The organism is Chitinophaga sedimenti, from assembly GCF_023156195.1.
Taxonomy (GTDB): Bacteria; Bacteroidota; Bacteroidia; order Chitinophagales; family Chitinophagaceae; genus Chitinophaga; species Chitinophaga sedimenti.
The window spans coordinates 3,400,858-3,418,256 of sequence record NZ_JAKUKA010000001.1 but is presented as its reverse complement, the minus strand read 5'-3'; the positions used below and the strand labels follow the sequence as shown (position 1 = coordinate 3,418,256).

Sequence of the window (17,399 nt, the reverse complement as noted above, 5' to 3'; positions counted from 1 at the left end):
TAATTGCATTTCATGGACAGAAATTCGATCATCGGGTTTTTGCTTTTGGGCGCACTGCTGGTAGGGTACATTGTTTACAACAATAAGACCCAGGTTGCAGCGCAAAAAGAAAAACACCGCAAGGATTCTATAGAAGCGCTGAACAGACCGAAAGAAGTAAAAGCCCAAACCGTAGTTGACTCTGCCGGGCACGTTGTTGCCGCTGATTCTGCCGCGCTGGCAGCCGATTTTGGCGTACTGGCCAATGCAGCTGTAGGTACCGAACAGGTACAGGTGCTGGAAAACGAACTGGTAAGAATCGAACTGACCAACAAAGGCGGTCAGCCGAAACTGGTAAGGGTAAAGTCTTTTAAGGGCGAAGGCGTTAAAGCGACCAAACAATTCCTGTCCTCTGACGGCCAGCCGTTGGATTTGCAGTCTGGCAGTTACAACCGCCTGTCACTCACCCTGCCATTAAATGGCAAACCGGTGAATACGGGCGACCTGTATTTTGCAGGCAGCCAGATCAGCACCGATGCAAATGGCAGCCAGGTAGTTACTTACCGCCTCAATACCACCAACCCCGCGCAATATCTCGAGTATATCTATACATTGCCGAAAGACAGCTACGTGGTGAATTTCAACATTCGCGCCGTGGGCATGCAGCAACTGATTGCGGGTAACACGATTCCCCTGCAATGGAACAGCCGCATGACCAAACAGGAGCACGATATGCAGTCTGAGCGGATGAACAACCAGGTGCACTACCGCACCACCGATAAATCTCATGATTACTTTACCCTGCAGAACAAAAGCCACGAGAAACTGGATAAACTTCAGTGGATCAGCTTTAAACAGCAGTTCTTCAACATCACCCTGATGCCGAAGAAAGAGTTCGCAGCAGCGGATATCACCACCTCGGTGCCGCAGAGCGCGAATGTAGTGGGCGAGCAGATGAGCACTTTGTCGCTGCCTTACGACCATGCTGCCGAGTACTCTTTCCCGATCGATATCTACTACGGTCCTAACCACTATAAAACGCTGAAATCGTTCGACAACGGCCTGGAGAGCATTATTCCCCTGGGCTCCGGCATTTTCGCGTTCGTAAAGTATGTGAACAAATGGGTGATCATCCCGGTGTTTAACTTCCTGAGCGGCTCTATCGGCAATTATGGCCTGATCATTATCCTGCTCACGTTGTTTATCCGCCTGCTTATCCTGCCTTTCACTTATCAGAGTTATGTATCGCAGGCTAAAATGAAAGTGCTGAAACCTGAACTGGACGAGCTCCGCGCCAAATACGCGGATGACCAGCAGAAGTTTGGTATGGAGCAAATGAACCTATTCCGCAGTGCGGGTGTTAGTCCGCTTGGCGGATGTTTGCCGGCCCTATTGCAGCTGCCGATCCTGGTGGCGATGTACAGCTTCTTCCCGTCCTCCATCGAACTGCGCCAGGAAAGTTTCCTGTGGGCAAAAGACCTTTCCACTTACGATTCGATCCTGAACATTGGTTTCCAGATTCCTTTGTATGGCGATCACGTGAGCCTGTTCACCCTGCTGATGACGATCACGAGTTTGATCCTGGCGTTCTACAACAGGGGTATGACGGATCAGAGCAACCCGGTAATGAAATACATGCCGTACGTGTTCCCTATCATGCTGCTCGGTATCTTTAACAAACTGGCCGCGGCGCTTACCTTCTACTACTTCCTCTCCAACGTGATCAGCATCCTGCTGCAGTTCTCGTTGCAGAAATTCGTGATCAACCACGCGAAAATCCACGCACAGATCGAGGAGAACAAGAAGAAGCCGAAAACACAAAGCAAATGGGCGGAAAAGCTGGCTGAAATGCAAAAAGCGCAACAGCAACAGCAACGCAAAAATAATTACCACATTTATTTTGAAGAAGGCTCCTTTAACGGGAGCCTTCTTTATTTTTACAGGATCAGAAAAACAGTGATTATGTTAAGAAAGACAGGATTTGCCCTGCTGCTGGCGGCCATGTACACCGGCGCCGCTTTCGGGCAGGACTACCAGCCTTCCGCCCAGCGGATCAAATCGCATGTAACCTACCTGGCTTCGGAGAAGCTGAAGGGCAGGGGCACGGCGGAAAAAGGCAGCCGCAAGGCATCGGCCTGGGTAGCCAAACAGTTTAAAGCCCTGGGTTTACAGCCGGGCAATGCCGGTAGTTACTTCCGAGGATTTTACATTTGATAAGAACAGCCATAAAGATATTCCGAGCCGCAACGTGCTGGGCTACCTTGATAACGGTGCTGCCTATACGATTATCATTGGCGCGCACTACGATCACCTGGGCACCGCGGGTTTATTCGATGGTAAGTACCCGGTTGGGCAGATCCACAATGGGGCGGACGATAATGCTTCCGGTGTAGCCGGCCTCCTGAATTCGCCCGCTACTACGTGAAAAACGGCGTAAAAGAACCCTTCAACTTCCTGTTCATTTCCTTTGGCGGCGAAGAGCTGGGACTGCAAGGTTCAAAGTATTATGTAGCGCATCCCACGATGGCGTTGGATAAAGTACATTTTATGCTGAACATGGATATGATCGGTCGTTACAACGAAGAACGCGGCATAGGCATTGGCGGATATGGCAGTGCGCAGGAATGGCCTGCTATCTTCAAAGATGTAAAAGAAGAGGGAATTAAATTCTTTACGGATGCGGCCGGGAAGGGTGGCTCCGACCACGGTAGTTTCTTCGTGGCTGGTGTACCAGTGATGTTCTTTCACACGGGCGGGCACGATGATTATCACAAACCCACCGACGATGTAGAGAAGCTGAAAGCCAATGAGGAAGCGGCGATTATCCGGTTGGGATTGCAGTTGCTCGACAATGCGATGAGATATAAGAAGCTGACGTATGTTGGCGAATCAAAATAAAAAAGCCCACTACGTTGCTGTAGCGGGCTTTTTCTTTATGCAGATAATTAATTTCCTTTTCCCGGTTTAGGCGGATAAGTCGCCTTGGGTGTTTGTGGCGTTGTAGCCGGTTGTTGCTGCGGTTGTGCCGGTTTCGGGGCCGGATTAGCAGGCTGCACCGGTTTCTCGGCGGGTTTGGTAGCCGGCGCCGGCTGATCGTCGTACGGATTATCTTCTGCCGGGTAGCCGTAATCGGTAGCGCCGCCATTGCCCACATCTTCTGCTTCTGCGCCCGATTCAACGTTCGATTCGTAATTCAGGTACAGGTCACTGCGCATATTCGGCGGAATGGGGAAGGTAGAATTCGGATCGATACCGAGGGTTTTATCTTCATACACTTTCTGGAAGAAGTAAGCCCATATGGGCAGACCGGTATTGGCGCCCTGGCCGTTTGCGGTCGAGGAGAAATGAATAAAGTTGTTTTCGCAACCTACCCATGCGCCAGCGAGCAGCTGTGGCGTGTAGCCAATGAACCAGCCATCGGTGTTATCGTTGGTGGTGCCGGTTTTACCCGCTACCTCGCCTTTAATGCCAAAGCGGTTGCGCACACGTGCTGCTGTACCATAATCTACCACACCCTGCATCATTTTCACCATGGTATAGGCTTCTGTTTCGCTGATCACCTCGCGTTTTTCGCTGGCAAAAGTTTCCGAGGATGTTGCCGTTACGGTCTTCGATGCGGGTCATGTAAATCGGCCTGGTATTAAAACCGCGGCCTGGGAACATGGTGTATGCCTGCAACATTTCAAATAAAGAAATATCCGCAGAACCGAGTGCGATGGAAGGCACTTCGGGAATTTTACTTTTGAAGCCTATCTTGTTTTGTGCAAAGTCTGCAAAGGCTTTTGCGGTCAGTTCGCGGATCAGGTACGCTGATACGAGGTTCAACGATTTGGCCAGTGCGCCGGCCATGGTAATGCTGCCACCAGTGCTGCCTTCGGAGTTTTTCGGACGCCAGTTGCCGATTGCGATCGGTTCGTTTGGCAACATCGTGTTGGGCGACATCCCGTTCATGATCGCGAAGGTGTAAAGGAAGGGTTTAAAAGTAGAACCCACCTGGCGTTGCATATTTTTAACGTGATCATTTTTAAAATAAAAGAAGTTCGGTCCGCCGACCCAGGCTTTTACCTCGCCACTTTCCGGGTCCATGGCCATGAAGCCGGCCTGCAGCACGGCACGCATGTATTTCAGCGAGTCGAGTGGCGTCATTACCGTATCCATTTCGTTGGCTTCGGAGTTACGGATATCTTTCCAGGAAAAGATCTTCATATCCGTTTTGGTGTTGAAAGCTTTTGCGATGTCTTCGTCAGAAGCATCTTCTGCCTTCATGTTGCGATAGCGGTCGGTTTGTTTCACCAGTTTCTGTAATTCCTTATCCCATTTTTTCCAGACGCTGCCGGATTTGATGTTGGACTGCTGGTAAAATATCTTCTGCAGATCTTTCAGGTGATGGGCCACCGCTTCTTCCGCATACAGCTGCATACGGGGATTGATGGTGGTGTAGATGCGCAGGCCATCGCGATACAGGTTATAATTGCTGCCGTCGGCCTTTGTATGATTTTTACACCAGGTTTTCAGCTCATCGCGCAGTACTTCACGGAAGTAAGGCGCATAACCTTTATTGTGATCTATTTTATTGTAGCGGAGTACGATCGGTTTGCTTTTGGCGGTAGCAGCTTCGGCGGCGGTGATCTTGTTTTCCTTCAGCATGTTGTCGATCACCGTGTTACGGCGCTGGAGCGCGTTCCGCGGGTTACGCTTCGGGTTATAAAGGGTATTGCCTTTCAGCATGCCCACCAGTACGGCGGCTTCTTCTACCGTAAGCGTAGCGGCACTTTTGGAAAAGAATGTGCGGGCGCCGTTTTCGATGCCATATACATTATCGCCGAAGCCTACCGTGTTCAGGTAGAGGGTCAGGATTTCTTCTTTGGTAAAATTCCTTTCCAGTTTTACGGCTACGATCCATTCTTCCAGTTTCTCAAAACCACGGGCGAAAATGTTTCGCGCACGGTCGGTATTCAGGCGGTCGTTGCGGAGGTTCAGGGCCAGCTGCTGTGTAATAGTACTGGAACCACGTTTTTCGCCCATCAATAAATAGAAGGGGATCGCGAAAGTAGCTTTCGCATCAATGCCGGAGTTCTCGTAAAAACGGGTTTCCTCCGTAGCGATCAAGGCTTTGATCACATTGGGAGAAATATCTTTATACTCGCTGTTGGAGCGGTCTACTTCGTAATACTTACCCAGTACAAAGCCATCGTCGGCCAGTACTACCGAGGCGAGTGCCGCGCGCGGGTTCTCGAGATCGTCAATAGAGGGCATATTCCCGATAATCCGGAAGTTGATCAGCAGTACCAGCAGCACTACCAGGCCGATACCGCCAAAAACGGTATACCACAAAATCCGGACTGCATTCTTCTTCACCTTATCCACCGTCGGTTTCAAGGATTTACTCATATTAAAATAAAATTTAGTGCAACAGTTCCGCAAAACTATTGAAAAATATCACTTATTACTACTAAAACGCTGTTAAAGCTTATTCTGTATAGTAGCTTTCCTTAAAGAATTTCAGGTACCCTTCGAGGTCCTTCGTACTATTCAATAAGATGAAGTTTTCCCTTGAAATGATAAAGAAGGAATACTCTGTTGGCCTGATACGCGGTACAATTGTGGTTGCTGCATCTTTGCGGACTTCATCGTAGTATTTAAATGCGGGCTCTTCTCCGGGGAACAGCCTGAAAATCAACATTAATTCTGTCGGCGTCAGTACAAAGCTGCTGGCCTCAATTTTATCGGCCGCGTGTTTCTCGGCATTATACCGCGCAAATTGTGCCAAAGCTTCATCGAGCAGCGTTTTATCTACTCTTTTAAAGGTCATGACTACAAAATGTGGGGTACTGGTAGCCGATTTTTCGTCCGTCAGCTTATACGGCGTAACGGGTTTGGCCGGAGCGGGCGGTGGTACATTTAATTTAGCGGCGGCGGCCAGGGAGTCCGCTTTCGCCTTTTTGATGGCGGCGCTGTCTACCAGGTTCGGCTGCGGGGTCTGCCAGGGATAGCGGATACTGATGTTCTCGTCTATTTTACCGGTGGAATCCCTGCTCACCGTGGTTTGCAGGTTGCTCAGGTACCCGACGATCTCCTGTTTGCGGTTCAATACGCCTTGTATAGCCGTGGCCTGCGACAGCAGTGCATCATCCGAAGGATATTTATTGATCACGTCCTGTATAGCGGCTTTGCCTTGTTCTTCGGTGCCGGTTTTAATGGTCGTCATCGCCATCAGCAGGTCAAATTTGCCCCGGAGGTAGTTGAATCCGTATACCGAATCCGCCAGGTGTTTTTTGGCGGTTACATCCTCATAGCGTCCCGCCTGGAAGGCTTCATAAGCCTCGCCGTACAGTTTGGCTACAGCTTTGCGGGTTTCGGCCGATGCGTCGTTGATGGCACCACCGCTGCGGATCATTGCCGCAAAATTGGTATTCGGGAATTCGTTGAGTACAATGTTTTTGTAAGGCGTGCTTCTATCGGCGCGGTTAATTCTATTATTCCATACATACAACGAATACGCGATCTCCGCGCGTTTCGGATGATTGGGATAGCGCATCAGCAGCGTGTCGTACGCGGTAATCGCATCCGGGTAGTTGTCGAGGCGGTCGTGGTACAGTTTGCCCAGGTCGTACCAGGCGTCCATCTGGCGCTCGCGGGATTGCGCCACCAGGGCCGGCGTGAGCGGCAGGGCGGTACGCAGGATGTCGGCGGTAAGACTGTCGGCCGGCAGGCGGTCGATGGCCGCGGCGGCTCGTTCGCCTTCGGTGGCGGTAGAATCCGGGCTGTTGGGTACCTGCGCTACATCGGGCACTACACCGGTTTGGGCCCGGCGCCAGTTATCCGTTGGTTTACGGTTTCCCCAGCGGCGGCGGAATTCCGCATAACCGCTGGCTTTGGAGGCCGGGTTGTAAAAATACCAGTCGCCGGAGCCTTCCTGGCCCGGTACAAGTCCGGAGTTATTAAAGCGGTTCAGGTTCGGGTTGAAGGGTTGATTGGAAGCACTGCGCAACTCCTCGTTCTTTTCCTGCTGTTTCTGACGTGCGGCGGCGAGTTGTAATTCTTTCACCTTCCTTTCCAGCAGCGCATTGCGCTCGGCTTCTGGCAGTGCGGCAATTTGCTGCAGGCTGTCTTCTTTATGGATCAGTGCAATTTTAGCGGCAATGTCGCCCAATACATCTTTACGGGCGTTTACTTCTTCGGCATCGGCAAAGCTTTCGCCCATAATGGCGGCTGTGCTGTCGTACCAGCGCCTGGCTTCCGTGTAGTTGCGCTGTTTGTACTGCAGGTCGGCAATGGCTTTATAAGTAAGGGTGCGCTGCATCAGGTTGGTGCTTTCCACTTTCAGGCCTTTCTGCCAGAAGTCGACCGCAGCTTCCGGGTTGCTGCCCGAAGCGATGGCGCCCATGGTATAATAAATCACATCCCGGTAAGGAATAAAATTCTCTTTCCTCAACATACGCTGTAACGCGGCGATGCTTTCTTCCACTGTGCCGCCGCTGGCCGCGATATTGGCACGGGCAATTTCCAGGCGGGCATGAAAGTCCATCATCGGGTCCGGTTTCAGGCGGATCACGTCGCGGAAATAAGCGATGGAGGAATCGGCTTTGCGCTGGTTCAGGTACAACTGGCCCAGGATGTACGACATGCGGGCCTTTTGTGTTTTATCATGACTGCCCTCGATCGCCAATTTGAGCGGGTCCACCGATTCGGCATACATTTCACGCTTGTATAAACCGTAGGCCTTGATTTCGTGCATCAATGGCTGCAGGCGTTTCGGAAAGTTAGGGTCTGCTTCCAGTACGTTGAACAGGGCTTGCGCCTCGTCATATTTTTCTTCTTCGAGGTAAGTTTTGATCTGCCACATGAAGGCGTCGTTGCGGGCCAGCTTGTGTTTGAAGCGGCCGAAGAATCCTTTCCTTTTCTCGCGGGAGGCAATGGTCATCCGGTCGTCCTGCTGTTTGCCCACCACGGTTTCCAGGTCTTTCTCCTTTCTCTTTTAGGAGCAAAAACAGTGTTGATGAATTTGAAAGTGGCGGTAGCGTTTTCCCAATCGCGTTTATAATAATACGCTTTGCCGATGAGCAGGTAGCAGTCATCGATCCATTTACCGCGCGGGTCGTGCAGTTGTACGGCCAGCGATCCTTTCTGGATCACCGAGTCCAGCTCGCCGTCGTTGAGGTTCAGCGATTCGATGGTGTACGGGTAAAGGGAAGGAGTTTATTATAATTTTCCTGCTGCTGTTGCTGGATGCCCTTGAGGGTATTTTCCAGCTTCAGTTTAGCATTATAATAATAGTTGTACCGTGTAACCAGGTTCTGGTACACTTTACGACGGAAATCGAACTTTTTGGCGGCCAGTTTTTCAGCCGGTGTACGGCGGTCGTCCGGCTTGGGGGTGCTTTTCCCGGTCTGGTTTTGAGCATTCACCACCGGAAGCCGGTGCCTGTTAAAACGAAGCCGGCGATGCAGGCGCGTAAGAATAGAGATTTGTAGCAATTCATGTATGCTAAGGGCGAAATATAAAAGCTAATATATTTAACTAAATATGATGGATAAATATTTTAAAGATAGGATAATTTTTTTCTTTACTTCGCGCCGGATTAATTGTTTAACTTTATCCGCCCGGGTAAATTCCCCGGATTTAACCACATCAGAAAAAAATATGCCTGCGGCAGATAACAAAAGAAACTTTGAGCGGCTCAAGCACAAATACCGCCTGGTAATCATGAATGATGATACATACGAAGAGGTAACAGCATTCCGTTTATCCAGGATGAGTGTATACGTAGCCATGAGTACAATTTTCGTACTCCTGGTAGCGGTTACGGTAGCCACAGTGGTTTTTACACCATTACGCTACTACATTCCGGGGTATGGCGATCTGAAGCAGCGCAAAGAGTTCATGCAACTGAAAATAAAAACCGACTCCCTGCAAAAGGCCGTGATCGCCCGGGACCAATACCGGATAATATGAAACAAGTGATTAACGGCAATGTACCTATGAAACTGGATACCAACATGTTGAAATTGCCCAAAGTGGACAACAGTACCTATTGATGCCAAACAGAACTAATCTCTCTTTATATGTTAGAAAAAATTACTATCTTAACAGCGAATCAATATTTTAACCAGAAAAACCTTTGAGACCTATGTTTAACCGTAACACAAAAAGCGAAGGTGCAGTGCCTTCCTCCAACATCAACATCATCGGCCATGGCACTACCATTAACGGCGACATCGACTGCGATGGCGATATCCGTATCGACGGGCAGGTAAATGGACTCGTTTCCACCAAAGCAAAAATCGTGGTAGGACCCGAAGGCGAAATCGTGGGTGATTTGATCTGCAACAGCGCGGATATTCTCGGTAAAGTTACCGGCATCATTAAAGTAGAAGACCTGCTGTTCCTGAAAGGCAATGCATTAATCAAGGGCGACATTTACACCCTGCATTTCGAAATGGAGCCAACGGCCAAGTTTAACGGCCGCTGCTACATGGAGGCTAGTGAGGCGCCCGCAGACAACAAGGAAAATAAAAATGGAAGATCCCGCGTCACAGAAGTCCAGCAAGAAACCGTATAACGCTTACCTGCGTTACATTGGGCTGGGTTTCCAGCTCATTGCCATGATCGGTCTGGCACTTTTTGTTGGCTATAAAATTGATCAGTGGGCCCATATGCGGTTCCCACTGTTTATGATCGTTTTGTCTTTACTGGCAATAGCGCTACTTTTGTGGCGAATTGTAAAAGATACCAGCAAATAATGACCGATAGATTTTTTTGGAATTTGATTTCCATCTTCGCCATCCTCAACGCTTTGATCTTTGGGTTTAAAGGCGCTTTGGAGAGCGGAGGGAATAACATATGGGTACTGGCCGCGGGTAATGCGTTACTGGCAGCTGTGTCAGCATTTTCTTACAACATCACCCGCAGGGGTGTATCGCAGGACAACAACCTGGCGTTCGTGCGCAGCGTTTATGCTTCCACGCTTGCCAAGCTGATGTTGAGCCTGGTGGGCATCGGTATTTATGTGCTGGTGAACCGGAAAAATGTCAGCAAAACGACCATCTTTATGTTGATGGGCTTTTACTTTGTTTATACTGTTTTTGAGACCGTTAGCCTGCAGAAATTACTGCGGCGTAAGCAATAAAGGACTGGAGAAGTGAAAAAGGAGCATCCCTTGAATGCGTTGGCCGCCTACCTGCCCGAAGGAACCTTCGAGCAGGTAGTGGCTTACCTGGAGGAATATAAAGTTCATCTTACGCTCACCCGCGAACGCGCCAGCGTACTCGGCGATTACAGGCACCCTTTCCAGGGAAAGGGGCATCGCATCAGCGTGAATGGCAACCTAAATAAATACGCTTTCCTCATCACTTTACTGCACGAACTGGCCCACCTCGTTACGTTCAATTTATATGCTCATTCCGTGCCCGCACACGGCAAAGAATGGAAGCATGAATTCGCTGTTATCCTTCGCCAGTTCCTGGGCCGCAAATTTATGCCGGCCGACGTGGAAGCCGCGCTCCGCAGTAGTTTGCACGACTTAGCAGCAAGCTCCTGCGCAGATGAAAATTTAATGCGCGTGTTAAGGAATTACGATCGGAAGAAAGAAAATCATTATCTTATAGAACAATTGTCATTGAATCAACTCTTCCGTACGAAAGATGGCCGCATTTTCCGCCGTGGAGAGAAGGTGAGAAAACGATTTAAATGCGAAGAAGTGGCGACGAAGAAAATGTATCTTTTCAGCCCCGTATACGAGGTGGAGATACCATCCGAAAACGAATAACCACCGAATATACTACTGTAAACTTTAGAGGATTCCTTATACCTGAAAATTGCAAGACTATGAGCTTAGAGACCAAATACCTCGGCAAGCTTAAACACTATCAGACTTTGGTAGACATCACCATCGACCGTTACGACGATTTCGATTTCGGTTACGTGGTAGATTTCAACGAAGAATTTTTACTGATAGAACGCTTTGACGGCACCGGCATGTACGACGGTTACAGCCTGCTGCTGCGTGATCGTGTGTCCCGCGTGCGCTGGGGCGGCAACGAAATAGCAAGCATCACCAAATTGATCGATACCACGCAGCGCGAAGAAAGCGACGAGTTAGCCGTAGGCTCCATGGAAGAAATGCTGCGTTACTTCAACGACCGCTACGGCTCCATTTCTGTGCACGTGCAGGACGTAAACGACGATGTGTTTTTTGTTGGTGAAATACACGAACTGGATAACGAAACGCTGGTATTGTACGAGTTTGGAACGAAGCTGTCGCTGGACCGGAAATACATTATGATTTCGCTCGACGATATCACCCGCGTGGATGCCAATACGCAGTACTCGCGTACACTGGAAAAGCTTTTCGTCAAAAAGAAAAAAGATCAATAGATGCTTTCTTTTTTAAGAAGAAGGAACAGTTGCCGGACGATCCGGCGGAGCTGTTCAAAAAGGCGGCAGATATCCTGCATCCTGCGATGATGTTGCATGGTCGTGAGGAAGAAGCCGTAAAACCGAAACAAATCCGCGATGCGATCGCGATGCTGGATAAAGCCATCAGCATTGCACCGGATAATTTTGCTACACACTGGCTGAAAGGCAAGGCCTACCAGGTGCTCGACGAGTCTAAAAAAGCGTACGACGCGTTTCAGCAATCGTTTCATTATAACCAGGAAAACCCGGACGTGGCAAGGGAACTGGCGATTGAGTGTTGTAACCTGGGCATGGGCGAAGAGGCGGTGGCAGCCGCACGACATGCGTTGTTACTCGATCGTGGTAACGCCGGGTTGATGGGCAACCTGGCGCTCTGTTATCTTATCAACGGAGAAGTGGAAGAAGCGCTGGCGCAGATTACTACCGCGTTGCAGGTGTCGCCGGTGGATGAAATTAACCAGCGGCTGAAAACGATCATCAATGAAGTACGTTCGGGTAAGCGCAAGCGACCTTACAAATATGCAGATCTTTAAAAAGAAGCGGAGGCCTTACGACCTCCGCTTCTTTTTTTTAAGTTCAATTTTATTGTGCATACTTAGCATGGGTTGATTCCTATTCATATGCTTCGTTGTTCCGGAGGAGGAGGCATTTTATTCCGTAAACTCTTTCACCCGCTTTTCACGCGCTGCCTGTGCAATCGTCAGTCGTTCATCGGTTTCCATCGTCAGCATGGCCTTCCTCTCTTTTTTATGCATGATGAACGCATACTCATGTTGTTCGAGCAATTCGTCATATGGGCCGCGCGGAGAGATCAGTTTCACAAACACGGGCGCGGTTTCAATCGCAATAAAAAGCAAAATGATAAACCAGTTGGCGTAGCGGATAGGTGCGGAGTTGTCCGTCAGATGTCCTAAAGCGTCCATGCGTGATGCGAACCCGTCGAGGTGGCCACGTTTTAAATCGGTGATGGTGGCTTTAATGGTGGAGTCGGTGGCCGAAATTTCCTGCAGGTAGCCGGCGATGAGGGCGTTGTTATGTGCGCTGAGCGTATCATAAGCCCCGGCGGCGATATCGGCATCGGTCTTTTTTGCTTTATAGATAGGGCCGAGGTTCCGGATGCGGGAACCGCCCGTTCCATCGGCTTCCTGCTGGGCGAGAAGCATCAGCGTATCGCGGCGGGCGCCTTGGGCTACTACTTCGCCCTTGGCTTTGTCGATAGCGGCGTTTAACCCGGCGATGCGGTCGGTATAACGGGCTTTCACTTTATCCTCCTGTTCCTTAAACGTTTTCTGTTCCATGATAATGAGTTCCGCCTGGATCTCTTTATCAAAGATTTTCAGTTCCAGCGGTTTGGAAATCACCATGGCGATAATTACGGCCAGGACTAAACGAGGGAGGGCCATCAGGAATTCTCCGCCAATGTTATCTCTCTTTTTCATGCTGGACACGATGTACCGGTCCAGGTTAAAGATCATGAGTCCCCATACTGCGCCGAACAACAGTGCGGCCCACCACTGGCTGAAAACGGTCCATAGCGCGTAGCCGCCCGAGAGTGCGGCAAGAAGTCCCGTGAAAAGATGGTGCCACCAATACCTGCGTATTTGTTGGTTTCTACCGGTGCGCGCTCAAGCATAGGGATGTGGGCGCCGGAGCAGAACAAAAGAAGCTGCGAATGCGTTGCATCTAACTAAAAATAAAACAGTAAATAAAAAGGCAGGATGGATGGATCGAAATTACTTAAAAACGCAGCATTCGGCAATTTTCGTATAAACAAAAACGCCGTGGGATGGCTCCCACGGCGTTCGTTTTATCTTGGCGTAAAATTACGCGCTTACAGCTTTGTTTACCAGTGCAGCTGCCTCGCTCAGGAGGATGGCAGACTGTACCTTCAGGCCGCTCTGTTCGATCAGTGCTTTCGCTTCTGCGGCGTTGGTACCCTGCAGTCGAACGATGATAGGTACTTCGATGTTACCGATAGACTGGTAAGCGTCGATCACACCCTGGGCAACACGGTCGCAACGAACGATACCGCCGAAGATGTTGATGAGGATCGCTTTTACTTTCGGATCTTTCAGGATGATGCGGAAACCAGCTTCTACAGTTTGTGCGTTAGCGGTACCGCCTACGTCCGGGAAGTTGGCAGGTTCGCCGCCGCTCAGTTTGATCATGTCCATGGTAGCCATCGCCAGTCCAGCGCCATTTACCATACAACCTACGTTACCGTCCAGTTTCACGTAGTTCAGGTTGAATTTGCTGGCTTCAACTTCCGTAGGATCTTCCTCGTTGATGTCGCGCATAGCCTCGAGGTCGGGGTGACGCATCAGGGAGTTGTCGTCCAGGTTCATTTTACAATCCACTGCGATCACTTTCTCATCGGACGTTTTGAACAGGGGTTGATTTCGAGCATCGCGCAATCCAGGCCAACGTATGCATTATACAGGTTGGTTACGAACTTCACCATGTTTTTGAAGGCTTCGCCGCTCAAACCGAAGTTGAAAGCGATTTTCCGCGCCTGGAAACCTTGCAGCGGACCACCGGGGTGAACCAGCTCTTTGAATATTTTGTCGGGTGTGTTGTGGGCCACTTCTTCAATGTCCATACCACCTTCGGTAGAATACATGATTACGTTCTGACCATTTGCTCTGTCCAGCAGGATAGAGAGGTAGAACTCTTTAACCGGGTTTGCGCCGGGATAGTAAACGTCCTGTGCAACCAGTACTTTGTTTACCAATTTACCCGCTTCGCCGGTCTGGATGGTCACCAGGGTGCCGCCCAGATCTTGCCTGCGATCGTTTTAATATCTTCGGAACTTTTACCTACCGCTACACCACGCTGTTCTGAACCTCTAATCTTACCTTTACCACGGCCACCGGCGTGGATCTGGGCTTTACTACCGCAAATTCGTTACCGAACTGCACTTTCAATTGCTTGTAAGCTTCTGCCGCTGCTTCCGGAGTATCGACAGGAATACCTTCCTGTACCGGTACATTATATTTTTTCAACAGTTCTTTCGCCTGGTACTCGTGTAAGTTCATCGGACTAAATTTTGGGTGCTAAAATAGGCTATTATCGCCGAAATTCAGAGGCATATTTCTGATTTAGGATTTTTAGTATGGTTTATAGGATTAACTTTGCCGGCATGCCGGCCGGGACGTTTACCTCCGCCGGAATGTTAAATTAGTGTCAACCCGTATATGATCGGATTACAACAGCAAATTCAGGAATCGGCCGGCTACATCAGGCAGTTTGCCGTGCAGGCGCCGGAAACCGGCATTATCCTGGGCAGCGGCCTGGGTAATCTTATTAATGACATCAGCGACCGTAAGGAAATCCCTTACGGCGATATTCCGCACTTTCCCGTATCTACCGTAGAAGGGCATCATGGTAAACTGATCCTGGGTACGATCATGGGGCGGCCGGTAGTAGTGATGGCCGGTAGGTTTCATTATTATGAAGGGTTCAGCATGCAGCAGGTGACTTTCCCGGTAAGGGTGATGAAAGCGCTGGGTGTTGGTACGTTGCTGGTGAGCAATGCCGCAGGCGGCATGAATGCCGCCTTTGCAGTGGGCGATCTTATGATCATCACCGATCATATTAACCTGCAGCCTGAGCATCCCCTGAGAGGACCGAACAACAACGCCCTCGGGCCGCGTTTCCCGGATATGAGCGAGCCTTATGCTAAATCCCTCGTTGCCAAAGCCCGTACAATTGCGGCGGCGAACAATATTCCCGTGCACACCGGCGTATATGTAGGCGTGCAGGGCCCCACCTTCGAAACCAGGGCTGAATATAAGTTCATGCACATCATCGGTGGCGACGCCGTAGGAATGAGCACTGTGCCGGAAGTGATCGTGGCAGCGCATGCCGGATTAAAGGTATTTGCCATGAGCGTGATCACCGACCTGGGCATCCGTGAGGAAGAAAACACCATTACACACGAAGAAGTACTGGAGGCAGCGAAGGCGGCAGAGCCTAAATTAACATTGATATTCAGGGAATTGATAGCACAACTTTAGGATGAGGCAACTAGGGATTATACTTTTTTGACGCTTTGCAGCCACACGCTAATGGCCCAGTTTAACGGCGGCCGCTTCTCCGGCATGGGAGGGGCAGGCGGCACCATGACGCGCGATACAACGAAGCACGAGCATGAACTGGACACACTCACGATCCGCTATCGCTTCCTGGGAGAGCCTACCGATTTTACCCTCGACTCTTCGCTGAACGACTGGTACCGCACGTACCTGCGTGTGCCTAACAGTTTTGTTACGCTCGGCAACAACGGCGCTCCCGCCCGTAACTTAATCTTTACGCCCCGGATGACCGCCGGCTTTGACCCCGGTTTTCATGCTTACGATATTTATAAGTTTACGCATGATGATGCGCGTTTTTTTATACCAACCGTCCGTATACGGAACTGGGTTACCTGATCGGCAATATGCAGGAGCAGATGATCCAGGCGCAGCACACGCAAAACCGCACGGAGCGTTTCAACTTTAATTTTGAGTTCCGCAAGATCAGTTCTCCCGGTTTCTTCAAAAACCAGAATACGGACCATAATAATGCAAGGCTCACCGCCCGTTACAACAGCAAAGACAAGCGCTATCACGCTTTCCTGAGCTTTTATAATAATAAGCTCACGGGTGGCGAAAACGGCGGTATCACCAGCGATACCTTCCTGGTAAATCCCGATTACAACCGCCGCCGCCTGATCCCGGTACGACTTGGCGGTGAGGGAGGTGGATCCTTCTCGTTCTTTAATAATAGCATTCCTACTAAAAATATGTCGCGGGAAATGAGCATACGTTTCCTGCACCATTACGACTGGGGTAAAGGCGACAGCCTGCACATCAACGATACTACAGATGTGTGGCAGTACGATCCTTTCTTCCGGGTGCAGCATACGTTAACGTACACCAATTCCCGTTATGAGTTTATCGACGAGCAGGTAGACAGTACGTATTACCGCCAGTTCTATGGTTTTGGCATCGCCGATACTGATACCCTGCGTACCCGGCACACCTGGCGCACGATCTCGAACGACCTCTCGCTCATCCAGTTCCCGATCCGCGGGAATCTCGGGCACTTTATCAGTGTGGGCGCGCGGTTCGATAATACGATAGGGGAGTTCCCGGACACGGCCTATAACATTACGTTTCAGAACCTGAGTATACACGGCGAATATCGTAATAAGACCAAAAACCAGAAGTGGGACCTGTCGGCAAAGGGCGAATTGTACCTCGTAGGGGAAAATGCCGGCGACTACAACGTGAGCGGTACATTGAGCCGCTACTTCAACCCGGCGTTGGGCAATGTGGCGCTGACTTTCCGCAATGTGAACCGCGAGCCATCGTACGCTTACCGCTATTTTGGCACCAACCAGGGAACGCTGATCACGAACACGGGGCTGAATAAGGAAAACATCACCCTGTTCCAGTTCGCGGCGAAAAACGACCGCCTGCAGTATAACCTGGTGGCCAACTATTACGTATTCAACAATTTTGCATATTTCGATAACTATACCGGCGCCAAACAGTTCAACTCCCTGTTTAACATGCTGCAGATCGTGTTCAGCAAACGTTTTTCGGCAAGGAACCTGCACTGGTATGCCGACCTGGCGTTCCAGCAGCTGCATGGCAACTCGCCCGTACAATTGCCGACCATATGGACACGCCACCGCTTCACTTATGAAGATGTGCTCTATAAAAACCTGAACCTGGTAACCGGCCTGGAAGCCAGCTATAATACAGATTACAACGCAGACGGATATTCTCCGCTGGTGGGCCAGTTCTTTTACCAGAACCAGCAACGCGTCAGCAACTACCCGGACGTGCATGCCTTCGTACACTTCCGCATTAAGTCGTTTAACGCATTTGTGCGGGGCGAAAACCTGAATACCTTCCTTTGGACGAATAACATGTCGTCGCCGCTGTACCCGCGTAACAACTTCTCGTTCCGCCTGGGTATCCGGTGGTGGTTCGTAAACTAAGGTCCATCCGCGC

At 50.1% G+C, this 17,399-nt stretch carries 20 protein-coding genes and 1 pseudogene; 12 read left to right on the top strand and 9 right to left on the bottom strand.

All coding sequences use genetic code 11. The features are described 5' to 3' along the window. Window positions 1-12: 12 nt before the first annotated feature. A complete protein-coding gene (gene yidC / locus MKQ70_RS19440; protein WP_248073588.1) occupies window positions 13-2,193 on the top strand; it encodes a membrane protein insertase YidC in 2,181 nt (726 codons plus the stop codon). Next, window positions 2,159-2,877 (top strand): annotated as a pseudogene (locus MKQ70_RS19430) (M20/M25/M40 family metallo-hydrolase). Before yidC ends, MKQ70_RS19430 begins: the two are co-directional and overlap by 35 nt. Window positions 2,878-2,924: 47 nt before the next feature. On the opposite strand, the gene MKQ70_RS38950 reads toward MKQ70_RS19430, so the two are convergent. From MKQ70_RS38950 to MKQ70_RS19410, 5 genes are all read right to left on the bottom strand, one after another. After that, window positions 2,925-3,539, bottom strand: a complete 615-nt coding sequence (locus tag MKQ70_RS38950) for a penicillin-binding transpeptidase domain-containing protein (RefSeq protein ID WP_308199085.1) — start codon at window positions 3,537-3,539, stop codon at window positions 2,925-2,927. After that, window positions 3,442-5,370 (bottom strand): transglycosylase domain-containing protein, encoded by a 1,929-nt coding sequence (locus tag MKQ70_RS19425; protein ID WP_282456610.1) that lies wholly within the window; start codon window positions 5,368-5,370, stop codon window positions 3,442-3,444. Before MKQ70_RS19425 ends, MKQ70_RS38950 begins: the two co-directional genes overlap by 98 nt. Window positions 5,371-5,449: 79 nt before the next feature. Then, a complete protein-coding gene (gene porW / locus MKQ70_RS19420) occupies window positions 5,450-7,930 on the bottom strand; it encodes a type IX secretion system periplasmic lipoprotein PorW/SprE (RefSeq protein WP_248073585.1) in 2,481 nt (826 codons plus the stop codon). Continuing rightward, a complete protein-coding gene (locus MKQ70_RS19415) occupies window positions 7,900-8,115 on the bottom strand; it encodes a hypothetical protein (RefSeq protein WP_248073584.1) in 216 nt (71 codons plus the stop codon). The genes porW and MKQ70_RS19415 overlap by 31 nt, the downstream gene beginning before the upstream one ends. Before the next feature lie 26 nt (window positions 8,116-8,141). Further along, entirely contained in the window at window positions 8,142-8,390 is a 249-nt protein-coding gene (locus MKQ70_RS19410) for a hypothetical protein (protein WP_248073582.1), read from the bottom strand. A 232-nt stretch (window positions 8,391-8,622) separates the two neighbouring features. On the opposite strand from MKQ70_RS19410, the gene MKQ70_RS19405 reads away from it, so the two are divergent. From MKQ70_RS19405 to MKQ70_RS19380, 7 genes are all read left to right on the top strand, one after another. Continuing rightward, complete coding sequence (locus tag MKQ70_RS19405) at window positions 8,623-8,934, top strand: hypothetical protein (RefSeq protein ID WP_248073580.1); 312 nt, start codon at window positions 8,623-8,625, stop codon at window positions 8,932-8,934. Between the two features lie 175 nt (window positions 8,935-9,109). Continuing rightward, window positions 9,110-9,541 (top strand): bactofilin family protein, encoded by a 432-nt coding sequence (locus tag MKQ70_RS19400; protein ID WP_248073578.1) that lies wholly within the window; start codon window positions 9,110-9,112, stop codon window positions 9,539-9,541. Continuing rightward, a complete protein-coding gene (locus tag MKQ70_RS42430; RefSeq protein ID WP_372490000.1) occupies window positions 9,498-9,722 on the top strand; it encodes an AtpZ/AtpI family protein in 225 nt (74 codons plus the stop codon). The genes MKQ70_RS19400 and MKQ70_RS42430 overlap by 44 nt, the downstream gene beginning before the upstream one ends. Further along, window positions 9,722-10,108, top strand: a complete 387-nt coding sequence (locus tag MKQ70_RS19395) for a hypothetical protein (RefSeq protein WP_248073576.1) — start codon at window positions 9,722-9,724, stop codon at window positions 10,106-10,108. Before MKQ70_RS42430 ends, MKQ70_RS19395 begins: the two co-directional genes overlap by 1 nt. 12 nt (window positions 10,109-10,120) lie before the next feature. After that, complete coding sequence (locus tag MKQ70_RS19390) at window positions 10,121-10,747, top strand: SprT-like domain-containing protein (RefSeq protein WP_248073574.1); 627 nt, start codon at window positions 10,121-10,123, stop codon at window positions 10,745-10,747. Between the two features lie 59 nt (window positions 10,748-10,806). After that, a complete protein-coding gene (locus tag MKQ70_RS19385) occupies window positions 10,807-11,355 on the top strand; it encodes a hypothetical protein (RefSeq protein WP_248073573.1) in 549 nt (182 codons plus the stop codon). Window positions 11,356-11,384: 29 nt separating this feature from the next. After that, on the top strand, window positions 11,385-11,930 hold the full coding sequence (locus tag MKQ70_RS19380) for a tetratricopeptide repeat protein (protein ID WP_248073571.1): 546 nt from the start codon (window positions 11,385-11,387) through the stop codon (window positions 11,928-11,930). Between the two features lie 117 nt (window positions 11,931-12,047). On the opposite strand, the gene MKQ70_RS19375 is transcribed toward MKQ70_RS19380, so the two are convergent. The 4 genes from MKQ70_RS19375 to MKQ70_RS38940 all read right to left on the bottom strand — a co-directional run bounded on the left by MKQ70_RS19375 (window position 12,048) and on the right by MKQ70_RS38940 (window position 14,432). After that, window positions 12,048-12,998: a DUF4407 domain-containing protein gene (locus MKQ70_RS19375; protein WP_248081497.1), complete on the bottom strand. Its 951-nt coding sequence runs from the start codon at window positions 12,996-12,998 to the stop codon at window positions 12,048-12,050. A gap of 222 nt (window positions 12,999-13,220) precedes the next feature. Beyond that, window positions 13,221-13,763, bottom strand: coding sequence for a hypothetical protein (locus MKQ70_RS19370; RefSeq protein ID WP_248073568.1), 543 nt, complete (start codon window positions 13,761-13,763; stop codon window positions 13,221-13,223). Next, window positions 13,760-14,158, bottom strand: a complete 399-nt coding sequence (locus MKQ70_RS38945) for an ATP-grasp domain-containing protein (RefSeq protein ID WP_308199084.1) — start codon at window positions 14,156-14,158, stop codon at window positions 13,760-13,762. Before MKQ70_RS38945 ends, MKQ70_RS19370 begins: the two co-directional genes overlap by 4 nt. Before the next feature lie 61 nt (window positions 14,159-14,219). Beyond that, on the bottom strand, window positions 14,220-14,432 hold the full coding sequence (locus MKQ70_RS38940) for an ATP-grasp domain-containing protein (RefSeq protein ID WP_282456609.1): 213 nt from the start codon (window positions 14,430-14,432) through the stop codon (window positions 14,220-14,222). A gap of 159 nt (window positions 14,433-14,591) precedes the next feature. Here MKQ70_RS38940 and MKQ70_RS19360 point away from each other — a divergent pair, with 159 nt between their 5' ends. The 3 genes from MKQ70_RS19360 to MKQ70_RS19350 are packed head-to-tail and all read left to right on the top strand — an operon-like array spanning window position 14,592 to window position 17,386. Next, window positions 14,592-15,413 (top strand): purine-nucleoside phosphorylase, encoded by an 822-nt coding sequence (locus tag MKQ70_RS19360; protein ID WP_248073566.1) that lies wholly within the window; start codon window positions 14,592-14,594, stop codon window positions 15,411-15,413. Between the two features lie 51 nt (window positions 15,414-15,464). Further along, the gene (locus MKQ70_RS19355; protein ID WP_248073563.1) at window positions 15,465-15,827 is read left to right on the top strand and encodes a hypothetical protein; all 363 of its coding nucleotides are present in this window, start codon (window positions 15,465-15,467) and stop codon (window positions 15,825-15,827) included. An 8-nt stretch (window positions 15,828-15,835) separates the two neighbouring features. Continuing rightward, window positions 15,836-17,386, top strand: coding sequence for a putative porin (locus MKQ70_RS19350; protein WP_248073560.1), 1,551 nt, complete (start codon window positions 15,836-15,838; stop codon window positions 17,384-17,386). The last annotated feature ends 13 nt before the right edge of the window (window positions 17,387-17,399 follow it).